General features: G+C 39.1%; 10 protein-coding genes and 4 pseudogenes. 3 read left to right on the top strand and 11 right to left on the bottom strand.

Annotation, left to right across the window (positions count from 1 at the left end):
- Nucleotides 1-309 precede the first annotated feature (309 nt).
- The 3 genes from FFM82_RS12715 to FFM82_RS12705 form a co-directional block, all read right to left on the bottom strand.
- A complete protein-coding gene (locus FFM82_RS12715) occupies nt 310-1,410 on the bottom strand; it encodes a replication initiator protein A (RefSeq protein WP_137646161.1) in 1,101 nt (366 codons plus the stop codon).
- A 606-nt stretch (nt 1,411-2,016) separates the two neighbouring features.
- Nucleotides 2,017-2,265: a ribbon-helix-helix domain-containing protein gene (locus tag FFM82_RS12710; protein ID WP_137646160.1), complete on the bottom strand. Its 249-nt coding sequence runs from the start codon at nt 2,263-2,265 to the stop codon at nt 2,017-2,019.
- A 13-nt stretch (nt 2,266-2,278) separates the two neighbouring features.
- The gene (locus tag FFM82_RS12705) at nt 2,279-3,085 is read right to left on the bottom strand and encodes a ParA family protein (RefSeq protein ID WP_137646159.1); all 807 of its coding nucleotides are present in this window, start codon (nt 3,083-3,085) and stop codon (nt 2,279-2,281) included.
- Nucleotides 3,086-3,543: 458 nt separating this feature from the next.
- On the opposite strand from FFM82_RS12705, the gene FFM82_RS12700 reads away from it, so the two are divergent.
- A complete protein-coding gene (locus tag FFM82_RS12700) occupies nt 3,544-4,227 on the top strand; it encodes an IS6 family transposase (protein ID WP_137646162.1) in 684 nt (227 codons plus the stop codon).
- 62 nt (nt 4,228-4,289) lie between these two features.
- Nucleotides 4,290-4,880, top strand: a pseudogene (locus FFM82_RS12695) (beta/alpha barrel domain-containing protein); the annotation flags it as partial.
- A 101-nt stretch (nt 4,881-4,981) separates the two neighbouring features.
- Here FFM82_RS12695 and FFM82_RS12690 read toward each other — a convergent pair.
- The 7 genes and pseudogenes from FFM82_RS12690 to FFM82_RS12655 all read right to left on the bottom strand — a co-directional run bounded on the left by FFM82_RS12690 (nt 4,982) and on the right by FFM82_RS12655 (nt 12,736).
- On the bottom strand, nt 4,982-5,653 hold the full coding sequence (locus tag FFM82_RS12690) for a TetR/AcrR family transcriptional regulator (protein ID WP_125547619.1): 672 nt from the start codon (nt 5,651-5,653) through the stop codon (nt 4,982-4,984).
- 4 nt (nt 5,654-5,657) lie between these two features.
- Entirely contained in the window at nt 5,658-6,905 is a 1,248-nt protein-coding gene (locus FFM82_RS12685) for an ABC transporter permease (RefSeq protein WP_137646158.1), read from the bottom strand.
- Nucleotides 6,883-7,626: an ABC transporter ATP-binding protein gene (locus FFM82_RS12680; RefSeq protein ID WP_003581836.1), complete on the bottom strand. Its 744-nt coding sequence runs from the start codon at nt 7,624-7,626 to the stop codon at nt 6,883-6,885. The genes FFM82_RS12685 and FFM82_RS12680 overlap by 23 nt, the downstream gene beginning before the upstream one ends.
- Nucleotides 7,627-7,871: 245 nt before the next feature.
- The gene (locus FFM82_RS12675; RefSeq protein ID WP_003587210.1) at nt 7,872-8,339 is read right to left on the bottom strand and encodes a Dps family protein; all 468 of its coding nucleotides are present in this window, start codon (nt 8,337-8,339) and stop codon (nt 7,872-7,874) included.
- Between the two features lie 1,142 nt (nt 8,340-9,481).
- Nucleotides 9,482-11,770 (bottom strand): annotated as a pseudogene (locus FFM82_RS13790) (glycoside hydrolase domain-containing protein).
- A gap of 364 nt (nt 11,771-12,134) precedes the next feature.
- Nucleotides 12,135-12,479, bottom strand: coding sequence for a type II toxin-antitoxin system PemK/MazF family toxin (locus FFM82_RS12660; protein ID WP_001748110.1), 345 nt, complete (start codon nt 12,477-12,479; stop codon nt 12,135-12,137).
- Nucleotides 12,473-12,736 (bottom strand): AbrB/MazE/SpoVT family DNA-binding domain-containing protein, encoded by a 264-nt coding sequence (locus FFM82_RS12655; protein ID WP_001748109.1) that lies wholly within the window; start codon nt 12,734-12,736, stop codon nt 12,473-12,475. Before FFM82_RS12655 ends, FFM82_RS12660 begins: the two co-directional genes overlap by 7 nt.
- Nucleotides 12,737-12,821: 85 nt before the next feature.
- Between FFM82_RS12655 and FFM82_RS12650 the strand changes: the two are divergent.
- A pseudogene (locus tag FFM82_RS12650) lies at nt 12,822-13,198 on the top strand (site-specific integrase); the annotation flags it as partial.
- A 15-nt stretch (nt 13,199-13,213) separates the two neighbouring features.
- Here the strand turns inward: FFM82_RS12650 and FFM82_RS12645 are convergent.
- Nucleotides 13,214-13,543, bottom strand: a pseudogene (locus FFM82_RS12645) (IS30 family transposase); the annotation flags it as partial.
- Nucleotides 13,544-13,640 lie beyond the last annotated feature (97 nt).

Below are 13,640 nucleotides of genomic sequence, written 5' to 3'. Positions count from 1 at the left end.
CTATAATGGTGTGCAAAGCTTTTCATGGATTAAAAACTCCTGTTTTTGATCTAATTTAACTAAAATCAAATCGAATGTCAAAGTATCCAAACACGTTCTAAGGGTTCACTTTACTTATATAGCTTTTTAGTTTTAAGCACGCTCATCGTTAGGGTGTTTGGCCGCATATTCTCTAGCCGCTTGTTGATTCCACCAAGCGCCAATTCAGCCACTCAAGGTGTCTATTTTTGCTTCTAAGCGATTTTAAAGCGATTTTAATATAATTATGCACGCAACACTTAAAACGGCTTAAACGAGCTTATATGGTGTTTAACTCCAAGTATGCTCATTGTCAGTGTTCTGTTCTTCGGGGTGTTTGGCCGCATATTCTCTAGCCGCTTGTTTATTCCACCAAACGCCAAATAGGTTTTGCATGGTGCCGTACAAGTAGTTTTCCACGTTCTTGATATGCTTTTCATTGCTTCTTAGGGCGTTAAAGTAGCGTCTCAAGGCTTTAGTCATTAAAGGTTTCAGTTCCTCATCATCAAGTGGGATTATGACACCAATATCTTTGTGATCTTTCTCAACTCGGTACTTAGCATTTAAGATAATGCCAATGAAGCGCCGCATTTGTTGTGGGGTACGGCACCAAAAACTAAGTAGTTGCACAGCTTCGGGTTCTAAGAAAACCGGTAAGCCACTGTCTTCATCAGTTAAGAAGTCATTAGCATGGTTCACCAAATCCTTGTTTTGCTTTTCTAGTTCTGCTGGTGAGAAATGAGCTGTGGAAAAGTCCAACTTTTGAGTATCTATATTGTATCTATTAGTATCTAAATTATTAGTATAGTCTAGATCTTGTCTCTTTTTGAGAAGTCCGCTTGTATCAAGGGATTCAGACGTATCAGCAACGGTATCATGCGGGTTTCTCTTTTTGAGAAGTCCGCTTGTACCAAGGGGTTCAACGGTATCATGCGGGTTTCTCTTTTTGAGAAGTCCGCTTGTACCAAGGGGTTCAGGCGATTTTAATGGCTCTCGCTTAATATAAACGTCTTTTGCTGTTACTTCCAAATCTGCCAAATATAATCTATTTGGTTCGTTTTTGCCTGATCTTGGATTAAACCCCATATGTTTTTGATACAAAAGGTTTGCGTCCATTAATTCGTGTTTAATCTTATTGATTTTATTATTTGACCAGTTTCGTAAATCTTTTAGTTCATTGTTTGTGTATATGAAATATACGTTGTTATTTTCGTCAACCCAATTATTGCTTAGTGAGTAACTTAGACGATCGCGTAACACCGAATAAAGTAAAATGGCACTATCGCTAAGATCCTTATATTTTTCCCCTTGGAGTAAGATTTGCGGCAAAGCGTAAAACTTTACTTCATAGGCTCTTTTAGCATTTGTAAAGTTGAAGTTTGATTGATCCATAATAAAAGCTCCCTTTCTTAACTGACACACGTCGTCTTAAAGAGAGTTGCTAAAACATCTGACTTGTTTTAAAATACAAATCTGATATGCTTTAACTGAATTACAAAGCGAACATTGGACGTGATCGGCTTTGTAAATTCACCGGCATGTGTCTATTCTGGGTTGCCCATACGGCAACTTTTTTTAATTTCTAACAACAAAAATGGACTAAATAGCATTGGTTAGCCACTTAGCCCATTGGATTCAATTTGTTTTTAACTATCCTTCACTTGTCCCATAGGACTGGTTTGCGGTATAATTAACCTACAAATTAAGAACAATGTTCAGACGATTTTAACTTGGCGGTCTAAATCGTCTGAATCTAAGTAGCTCGCTATTAGCTACTTGCTAAACCTAAAATCCCCGATTCCTCGTGAATCGGGGATTTTTCTGTTTAGCTTGATCTCTTTATTCGGTTGTTAAATTAATCTTAGTCTAGCATAGCGCTTACCTACAGGCAACCGTATTTGGTTTAGTGCACTTTACTAGTTTTTACCTAAGCACAAACTAATCAAGCAAACAAATTGTATAATTACTTGTTTGATTAATTATTTATTTATTTAACCGCTAAATTGCATCTATGATTGAAGCTAAGAATTCTGAACGATTTTTAAATCCGCTTTTTCGGGCAGCCGTATCCATTTTTTTAAGTTGACTTTCAGTAATTGAGAAGGTCACTGACCGCTTACGCTCTACTTCCTTTCGGCTGATATTTTTCAAAAATGCAACTGCATCTTTCTTGTTGTCTTTCAATGTAGTTTCGTAACTTTCTCTCATTTCTTCGTCTTTTTTATGGTTGAATGAATCTAAACTCATAATCTAACTCTCCTTACTTGGTTTTATTTGCTAATTCTTGAAAAAGATGATCGGCGTGTTCTATGAACTTTTGATTTTGCTTTAAAATGGATTCATCATGATTGGCTAATTCAAATATTGAAGCGTGCCTTGCAGTAGCTTTATTAAAGAGCTCTCTTTCAGGAATTATAGTTGCGACTGTTTCATCGCCTTCTATGTGTTTTAGCAAATCGCGAGACATGCTTGTATTATGTCTAATCATATTACCGATAAAGAAAAGCTTTGCGTCAACGTAAGTTTCGCCAGTTCGATAGTCAAAAAGTGATTTTCTGAATTTTTCGAGTCGTGTTTCTAGGTCAAACTTGGCATTGTAGCCATGTTCACTGGGTGTAATGGGACTAAGCAGGTAATTACTGATAGCAATAGCGTTTTTAGTGATGGTGCTAAAATCTGGGTGCGTATCAATTAAGATATAGTCATAGTCGATTAAGCTTAATGAATCGGAGTTATTTTTAAACCACATGAACAACATCATTTCTTTGTTACTGTTATTTTCTAGATAACTTCCTAAAACATCTAGGTCTATAAAACCGGCTATTAAATCTAGATTCGGTCCGACACTGTCAATTTTTACTTTTTGAGCATTGTCATTTTCTTTAAACGCTTCAGCGATGGTATTGTTTCGTCGTGTCTTTTCAAAAACGGTTGTTAAATTGCACTGATGGTCTAAATCGATTAATAGAACCTTCTTACCATGTTTGGCTAACCAATCACCATAATTTAAAGTCAAGGTTGTTTTACCAACACCACCCTTGATAGCAGTAAAAGTAATAATCTTCATCTTGATACCTCCTTCATCTAGCTTAATTATATCATTAGCAGACAAACAAATAAATAATTTATTAAATAATTAATGCAATGGCTTTGGCCGGCTTAATCACGTACTTCAGCAATATCAACATCACTCATTCTCGACTGATAAGGCTTAAACTAGTCTGATATACTTAACACTTCTTTACTGTATATTGATTTAAGTGTACACCGTCAGACTTTTTTACTGTCTAAATTTAACTAGCACCACGCGTATGAGTATTATAATTGAAAATACTAAAAATAAGACTTATGGTTTGCTTGTAAATATTTTTATATAATTCGTAGACTAAGATTTTGCTACTTTAGAGGTCGATGAACAATGAAAAACAGAAAATTAGGGTTAGTTCTATTGGCGGCTCTGGTGCAAAGTTTGCCTGGCAACTTCATTCTAGTATACTGAGTGACAAGAAACGAGGAATTGTGCGCATGAATTACTTTAAAGGACGCCACTTTCAACAGGATATCATTATAGTAGCCGTTGGCTACTATTTTAGGTTCAGTCTCAGCTACCGTGATATCGTTGAATTGCTACGTGATCGCGGGGTTAGTGTGCATCACACCATGGTCATGCGTTGGGTTCATCATTATGGTCCCATCTTTAAGGCTTTATGGCGCCAACATCAAACCTCCCATACCAAAAGTTGGAGGATAGACGAGACTTACATTAACGTCAAAGGTCATTGGACTTATCTGTATCGTGCAATTGATAGCAACGGTCTGACGCTCGACTTCGAACTGCGAAAGCATCGTGATTATGCGGCAGCCTATCACTTTTTGAAACGGCTTTTGACGACCAATGGTCGTCCTGATCGCTTAGTCACCGATCAATATCGAGCAACACTTAAGGCAGTGAAGCACCTGATGAAACAAGACTACTTGAGCAAATCAGCACACCAATGTTCCAAGTATCGAAACAATTTAATCGAACAAGATCATCGATTCATTAAACGACACCGGGTGCGGTCAGCAAGTTTCCAAAGCATCCGAACTGCTAGTGCAACACTCAGCGGCATTGAAGTCATCCATGCATTACGCAAGAAAACCCGACGAGAGCTAAGCCTCATCGGGTTTTCAGCCGTGGACGAATTAAAAGCGATGGTGCCAGCATAACCTACAACACCCTATCAACAACTAGGTAAAAGGCACACTCTCAGACTATTTGCACCAGAGCCGCCAAAATCACTATTTCTAACGCATTGGATGAACACATCATTACCTCGCTGTTGCACGAAGGCGCACCGATCGATAATTTTGGTATCGGTGAAAAGCTCATCACTAGCGCGTCCGCACCGGTTCTAAGTGGCGTCTACAAGCTTGCGGCAACTGAGAGCAATGGTCAGAGCACCCCCAAGATCAAGGTCAGTGCCAGTCGCGAAAAACTAACGATTCCTGGTGATAAGCAAGTCTATCGTCTGTACGAACCAGGAACTCAGCGGGCCTTTGCTGATTTGATTGCACTAGCTACCGAGACGATCGTCGATGCGACCAGCCTAACCGTCGTCAACAGTGACCCACTCAGTGTCGACCGCCAACAGCGACTCACCCATTTTGAAGCCCGGCCCTTACTCGCGCCGGTAGATTTGTCCAACACCACGTCAATTCCGGTTACAACCATTCAGGAAACGGCCCAGGCTAAACTTGCCGAGCTCCCACGAACAACCCAGCGGCTCGTCAACCCAGATCTTTACCCGGTCTACATGACAACCACACTCAGCCAGTTACAAACTAGTTTGTTGAATAAAATGACGATACTAGCAGATTAACAAACGAACACGCGTAGCAACGACTAAAGCCACTTCTGATCAGCGTTCAAATGACCGCTTAGTACAGAAGTGGCTTTAGTTTATAACAAGTAACAGTTAGCTCACTGACCAGTAATTTGATCATGTTCACCCGGGGTCAATATTTTGGTCATCACCGTAATCAAATACGCTTGTTCGCGCTCAATTTCAGTTCCCGGCAATTCCAGTATTAACCGCGCTAGGTAACCGAATAGCTGCGATAACAAACTTTGCAGTATCAAATCATTCGGCCAATCCACAATCAAATGATCTGCTTTTAGTTGATTGATGACACTTCCCATCTGCTTGACCATCTTAGGCGCAATCTGGCTAAGAATCTGTTCGCGTCGTTCGGTGTCAAAAGCTGCCACTTCAAAAATGACCTTTAACTCTTTCACGTTAGCTTTAGCAAATGCAACTCGGTCCGTAAAAATTGCTGTGACGAATGCCTGTAGACTGGGATAACGCTGCCGTAATTTATCCTCTGAAAAATCACTCGCTAAGATTGGCACAATGTGCGCGGTAATTGGTGCTAAGATGGCATCCCGTAAGGCAGCCTTAGTCTTATACCGCCGATAGACCGTCCCCTCCGCAACGCCGGCCCGTTGTGCAATATCACTAGTACTGGTCTGGTCAAAACCCTTTTCAGCAAACAAATCGAGACTTGCCTGGAGGATGGCCCGTTGCTTAGGTGTAATCGTTTCATTCTGACCTAGATCCTGTTGAAAATAATCCCGTATCCGTGGTCGTTCCATATCCTCACACCTTCCGATAACGTTTCATTCCAACAATATTCAACATTGTTAGTACGACCATAAACCCTACTAATATTAACAAATTGACACCAATATCGCCAAGCCCAGCACCCTTTGTCACAACAGCCGTCATCGCATTAGCACCATAGTATAACGGCATGATGTGGGCAATTGTTTGCAACCAACTGGCCATGCCATCGACTGGAACCAACCCAGCAAAAAAGATTTGTGGTACAACAATCAGTGGAATAAACTGAATCATTTGAAATTCTGAGTTAGCAAAGGTGGAAATAAAGATACCCAAGGTCAAAGCCACTAACGCTAATAATAAGTTAGTCAGAAAGACCAGCCAAATACTACCAACTAAGTGAATCTTGAAGACCGTAATTGTGAAAACAACGGTCAGGACAGTCTGAATGATGGCAAAGCCCCCATAACCAATTAGATAGCCCATAATAATTTCACTCCGTCGAATTGGGGTTGCAAGTAGCCGGCTTAGGGTTCCAGTAGTGCGTTCATTCAAAAGTGAAACGCCAGAAATCAAGAACACAAAGAAGAAGACAAAGAAACCGAGAAAGGCTGGCAAAAAGTTTTCAAAGAACGTTGAATCACTACTACCATAAATATAATGAGACTTAGTCGTATAACTGGTTGCTTTAGCTGACTGAGTCGAACTAGACGTCGTGGCTGTGGCTTGCTTGAGTTGCTTTTGTAATTTCTCAGCAGTTGCCTGGTCACCGCGGGCCTGGGCTTGTGCAATGGCAGTCTTCAGCTTGGTCACCGTTGCTTGTGTCTGGGCTGCTGTCAGCTTCTTCAAAGCGGCTTGTTGCGATTCAAGGGCCGCGCGCTGTTTCTTAGTAACGGTCACCAGCGTCTTCATTTTCAACTTGACTAATCCTGATTGTAAACTCGCCTTAATTAAAGACGTGTTGGTTGGATTGCTATTTGAATAAGTAATCGTCAATTGACCATTTTTCTGAGTCAAATAGCCATCTAGATCATGCTGCTTAATCATTTTCCGTGCCTGTGAACTATCATAATGATGAATCGTCACGTTTTTGGTATCGATCACGTTAACCACGGATTGGTCTACATGATGAACACCCAAGCTTGCTACTTGCGTCGTGTTGTTTTGAAATAAGAAATACATCAGCGTCATAATCAGCAATGGTGCCAAAAACATCAGCGCCAAGGTACGCTTATCACGTAACATTTGCTTAAAAACTCGTCTAACGATTGCCATCGTTCGCATCTTGCATCCGCCCCGCTTTCAAAAAGACCTGTTCGATCGTATCTACTGCATACTGTTGTTTCAGTGCCGCGGGTGTCCCCTCAGCAAGCGCAATCCCGTGCCGAATCAACATGAGATAATCACACCGTTCTGCTTCGTCCATGACATGCGTTGTCACGAGCATCGACTTACCGGTATCCTTGAGCTTATTTAGTTCGGTCCAAATTTGTTGCCGTAATTCTGGATCAATCCCAACGGTCGGTTCATCTAAAATCAATAATTGGGGATCCTGAATCAGGGCAATTGCCAACGACAAGCGCCGTTTCATCCCACCCGAATAGCCACTGACCCGCTTGTCTAATTGGGACGTTAAATCAACTAATCCGGCTGCATAATCAATCATCTGTGCTAACTTTATTTTTGGAACGCTCATCAATTGCCCAAACAAGGTCAGGTTTTCACGGGCCGTTAGTGTCTCATACAAAGCGTCACTTTGAGCCATATACCCTACTTGTGCCATTACCGCCCTATTGGGCATCACCGTATCCATGACTTTAACAGTGCCACTATCCACAGCTTCCATCCCTAAAATACTTTTGATCAAGGTGGTCTTCCCAGCCCCTGATGGCCCAATCAAGCCATAAATCATTCCAGCCGGCAGTGTCAAATCAATCTGATTGAGCACTTGCTGATGACCAAAGTGCTTGCTGACCTGCTTGGCGATGACATAATCCGTTGCCATTTTAATAACCCTCTTTCTCGAAGTGAGTGCATGTTCACTCACTTAATGGCTCTAGTATAATCAGTGCATCTCGGTTTGTCAATATTAAAATGAGTTATCACTCACTTATCTTATTTCCGGCCCATTTGTCACCGCATTGCAAACAAAATGCGCCACCCCGTTGTTGGGCTGTCGCATTTTAATTAAATAGCAGCACTGATATAAGCGTTAGCAATGTTTAAGCCTACCGATTTTTTAATATTATTTTATTCATCAATTTCCGGCGCCGACCCAAGCTCTGCCTGAATCATCCAGATTTTCTTCTCAATTGCGGTTTTGAGACCAATGAAAATATCTTGGGTACTGAAGTCTTTTTCAACATCGGATACTTCAATGCCGTGTTGGTAAAGGTCTTCCAAGTAACGATAGCCATCAACTAAGTGTGCGAGGCGTTCTGGGGTTGTTTTGTCCCATTCACCAGGCCAGTCTTGAATCTTAGTGTTTTCGGCCATTTCTTTTAAGGTCGAGTAAGGACTGCCATCAAGCGCAATCAGCCGTTCAGAAATGACATCGAGTTGGCTGTCAATTTCTTCCATGAACTCATCCATCAAGGGGTGCAACTTCAAAAAGTTGGGTCCACGCATGTACCAATGCGTCTGATGGATAATCATTGACATCTGGCTCAAATCGGCAACGAGTTGATTTAATACTGCTTTGGTTTTCGTATATTTCATTAGATTGATCTCCTTTCAATATGGTTATTATAACTTAGTGGTAGCTTAATCTGAAACGTTATACACTGGCAAATTAAGTTATTTATAGCCCGTAGAATTAAGTCGTTTTGAAAAGATGGAGACGTTATATGGAAGATTGTAAAATTAATCTACAATTGAATTTTATTTACCTTATGAAGATGTTCAAAACGCGTTAAAGGAAAGTGCGCAAACCCCTTTATACGTAGAAAGGATGAATGGGTAGTGGGTAACAATGAGTGTAAATTAAATAAGGCACAAAAAAGGATGCTTAAGGATAAAGAAATATATAATCATTTCAATTTAGAAAATATTTCCAGTTCCATCAAAACGGAGCTAAACAAGATAGTGCATGACATCGATGACTAATACTTTAACACCAAACAGAAAGGGGCTATGAATATATAGGGTCTATACTAGATAATGGACCCTATTTATTGAAATGGGAGAGTAATTTTTTCAAAGAAAAGGGGGTAAAAACTATGATTAAAAAAGGCATTACAAGAGTAATAATAAAAGTAATGAATTCTTGGAGTTCAATTTTTTCAACGTTACCAGGGTAACTTTTGGGAATCGGAATTAAAAAGTCGAGGAAGATTGGTAAATATACAATGCTATTAACTATTACAACACTACTTATTCCGATTACGTAATGAACCATAGAAAAAGTTAGGACTTGATTGTGTCTGAAGTATTTTTTTTGAGCCTGCTGTACAGTTTTTTTCCTAGTTACAATGTCATGCCTTGCAGCGTTGAATAGGAGTGAAAAGCCTATTAATGCAACAATTATTAATATAAAGCCGAATGAATTGGTAACTCCAACTTCTGAAGTGAAATTTAGAAAAAAAGGGCCCAAATATTTGGAGATGAACCAACTAGATAAAATTGAAATAATAATTGTAAGAATGTTTTTAAAATAGCCATTTTCAATGATAGTATCATTTATATGGTCACATAAATATAAAAAATCAATTGTTATGAGAAAAAAAACAACTAATATTACGATTAACCATGAGTACAAGGCTGATTTAGCACCTCTTTCTATTTTTTAGATAAAAGTAAAAAACTAAAATAAGTAAAATGATAAACTAATATATATAGTTTATCATTTTGCTTATTACTTTCTATGCGTTTTGTTCAATTAACTTGCGAAAAGCTTTAGCGGCGTCTTTTGCTTCACTGTCAGTATAAGAAGGATATTTTTGTAATTTAAACTTTTTAAAAGCCAATAAAGCGGTTTTATAAGCTGCACCCCATGAACCTGTACCACCTTTTAAAAGAGTATATGTGTCGTTCTGTAGTGAATCAAGGTCATCATCAAAACGATTACTTAGGTAAGAATTAAAGCGAACGGAGCTTTCATTACCGGTGTAATAAGTTTTAATAATTTTGGATATAGTTTGGTTGTTTTGCGAATGGATTGTACTGTAAACGTTAAGTGCATCCAAATCGTCAACCAAATCTTCCCTTCCAAATTGCCCTTTATTACCTACATATGCAGTAATTGATTCATAAAAAGAGCCGTATTTTTTCTGGTTAAGATGAGCATCTTCTATACTTGTTAAAAGATCTCCACACCAGCCCCCAAGGTCCTGAATTCCTGAGGCTGACTGTGGTTCTCCCCAAAATAAAAGTGCGTTTAAAGAAGCCATCATGTGTGGTAAGCCAATTTTTATGCCAGTAGTACTATCATAAAGAGTTTCGAAGTCACTTTCTTTTGAAACATGTAATGCTGAGTTTGCGAATGCTAACCAGCTAGTATTTAATCCACCGGCCAAGGGTGCCCAACTTGGTGAAGAATAGGAAAATTGTCTATAAAATTGGGTAACAAGTTGTTCAGCAGGTGTTGAAGAGCTTTCACCGCTGATATAACTATATGCCTGGTCTTCTACTTGTTGCAGTTGGGTAAAGAAAGCAGCGTTAGGATTTATATTAACTTTGGTAACTTTAGAAACTCCGTTATCTTTACCAGAGACAGCAACTTGATCCATATCAATCCCTGTTGAAGCTCCAGTAAATTCATTGAATTGATCAAAGCTCCAATTTTCAGGCATTTTGAACCCTAAATTTCCGCTCCATCCAGAAGACATATCAGCAACAAAACTATACTTAACTAAGTGGTTTACATGCAAGCACGCATTGCGTGTTCCATAAATACCTGCTTTATATTCAGTTTATCCTATAATACCAGTAATACCCTCGAAATAGGGGACAACCGTACTACTCATGTTTCCATCTTGAATATCAACATCAACGGCAAAATAGATAACTGTCCCACTTGGTAGGCCAAGCTGACGTGCAGTATTAACGGCAATAGAAGCGTCTGCGAAACCTTGCTTGCTATTAAAATAACTTTCTTCATAACCTCCATCTTCGTAAATCGGAAAAATCTTAAGGTTAGCATCTAATAGCAGTTTAACTTCAGTGTTAGTCAAATTTTTATCTCGTTTATCAGCACCAGTCCCGACGCTTCCTGTCAAATAACGGCCGATAATGTTATAGCCAGCTGCTTTCAGTGATTTAGCCGTAGCAGCTGATGTGATTTGAGTAGCCATGTCGACACCATCTGAAGATCGGTTAGTGTTACCATTACTAGTTAATAAGCCTTTGATCACAGTTAGGTCAGCAGTTGAAGTATAAGGAGGCAACTTCATGAATTTTCTAAAGGAAACTATACCGTCGGCAACATTTTGTGTAAATTGGCCATTGAAGGCGCCTGAATAGAAACCATTAACGTAAAGACCATATTGAATAATTTTAACGATTGCCCCAGTTGCGCCAGAATTAACAGTTGGTGTTTTATTGATCGTACCAGGACCATAATAACCATTAGCAGTTCCAGTATCCATACCTTCCACTGACTGCAAAGCATAAATCAAAGCAGTGTTCGTATCCCTTTGATAAATTCCATCACATGGTAAAATACCAGTGTAAGCTTGATAATCATGATTAAGCTGTTGTTGCATTGAACGGATTTTAGCGTCCCCACCAGGAACTAAAACAAACGCGCTCATTGTCAACAAGGCTTTCATAATATCCGAGTTTACATTGGCGCTGGTGTCTTTGATACCGGCGTCTTTTTTTAATTCAACGACAGCAGCAGCCGTGTTAGTAGTAAATTCTCCGGTAAAGTCTTCAGGGTTGATACCCTTACACCAAAAGCCACCTTGGATTATTTTAACAACATTGTGCTTAAAGCCAGTTTTAACTTTATTAGCAAATTGAGTATCCCATTTAGCGGCAGTTGAAGGGCCAAAATTATCAACTAGATCTGTGATACCTAATTCGTGTTGCAGGGCTCTAGTTAACCCATAAACTGTGTTCCAACCAGTATTACCGTCCTCGGGTACTTTACCAAAGCCAGAAACTTTACCGTAAGTTTTGTTGAGCCAGACTTGTGTTTCTTTTACCATTTCATCCATACATAAATCGTCCTTTCTGTGTTGTTTAGCAACCATAAGCGCCTACAACGAACAAGCTATCAAATGAGTAAGCAGTTTCTGATTCAACCTCCTTAAAAATTATTTGCTCAATATTCGAACACACGTTCTAGTAGACGGCTTAATTTTAGCACAGAAAAACAAGAAAACAAATTTTTGCCGGATTATTTTCGAACAAAAAAGATCTTCCAGGAAAATGGGAAGATCAAGTAAGCTATATATTTTTAAGGGCCCATTTTAACAAATACCCCCTCGAAAACATTGAAAGAATAACCCTCAATATCTATAATATAGATGTTGGGGGTTATTTGTCATTATATACTAAAAATAACTTCTTCTATTTGTCATCAATACTAAACAATAATTTGTACAAAGTGATTATTTCTTCTAGTTCTTCACGCGATACATGATCGACAATAGTTTCATCAGTGACATGTCTTGCCCGTAAATCTAAGGCTATGGTTTGATCTAATAATACTTTTCCATATACTGTTTGACTACTAGTTAGTCGATGATACATTGGAAAATTACGCTTGGTACTGCTAATTGGAGCCACAATCGTCATGTTACTTGTCTGACAGACTAAATCATTGCTTAGAGCAATGGCTGGTCGCTTATTCATCTGTTCATGACCACGGCTTGGATTAAAGTTAACATAAAATATATCACCTTGGCTTACCATTGAAGTTCATTACCTTCTGACTTTCCCCAATCAAGCTCGTGATCCCTTTTCCCGTCATCTTGCCAATCCTTAAATAGTTCGTGAATATTGGTTGGGTTCTTTTTTATTGGTGTTAAAACAATTGATCCATTTTCAATGGTTATTGTCATATCTTGGTTATCATCTAATTTCAGTTGTTTAATAATTTGGCTAGGAATTCTAGCAGCTTTCGAGTTTCCCCACTTTGCTAAGCGTGTTTGTTCTTTAATAAGTTCCATATTTTCCCCTCCTAAATTATTATTACAAGTCAAGTATATCCCATGTAGATACACAATGCAAATATTCTTACTGGAGGTCATTTACATGCAACAAGTTGTCTTACCAATCAAAGATTCAAATGTCCTCAAAGAGGTGCAAGATACCTTACTTCATAATTTTAAAGCTGGTCAGAGCAATTACACCATTTTTCAAGTTGGCAAGGCGACCTTGTTAAACGTCAGCGATGTTATGGGGCTCCGTTGAACCTCTTCTTTAACGAAAACGGAACCGTGCGTCAGAATGCGCTTATCCACGATAAAAAGACAGGCAAAGCCAATTTGCTCTACTTAAAACCAGTGCAAACTGATTTATTAGCCTATCGAGATTGGATACAAGAAAAGCATTTGGTTTCTGACTGGTTGTTTCCCTCTATTCAGCACCCCAACCGTCACATAACCGAAAAACAATTCTACAAAGTCATGAGGTAGATTGCAAATTTAATCTGAATTTTTGGACAAATTTGTCAGCATAACCTGATACGGTGTTTGCCAGTCGAGTATTTTAAGCGGTCGCTGGTTAATTTGGAGTAACGTCGTCGTTAAATCTTGAGCACTAATGTGCTCAAAACGAGTCCCTTTAGGATAAAAATAACGTAAATTCCGATTAAAGCGTTCATTACTACCACGTTCAGCTGGCGTATAAGCATGGCAGTAATAGGTCTTAATACCATATTGTGATTCAAGTGATACTAGCCCACTAAACTCAGTGCCACGGTCCACAGTAAAGCTGTGCACCGGACCATTAAAAGTGGTTAGGAATTTAGTTAGAACGTGTTTGGATACTTTGACATTCGATTTGATTTTAGTTAAATTAGATCAAAAACAGGAGTTTTTAATCCATGAAAAGCTTTGCACACCATTATAG

This window comes from Lactiplantibacillus plajomi (genome assembly GCF_005405405.1).
Lineage (GTDB): Bacteria > Bacillota > Bacilli > Lactobacillales > Lactobacillaceae > Lactiplantibacillus > Lactiplantibacillus plajomi.
The sequence above is the reverse complement of the archived record's forward strand: the minus strand, read 5'-3'. Positions and strand labels throughout refer to the sequence as shown.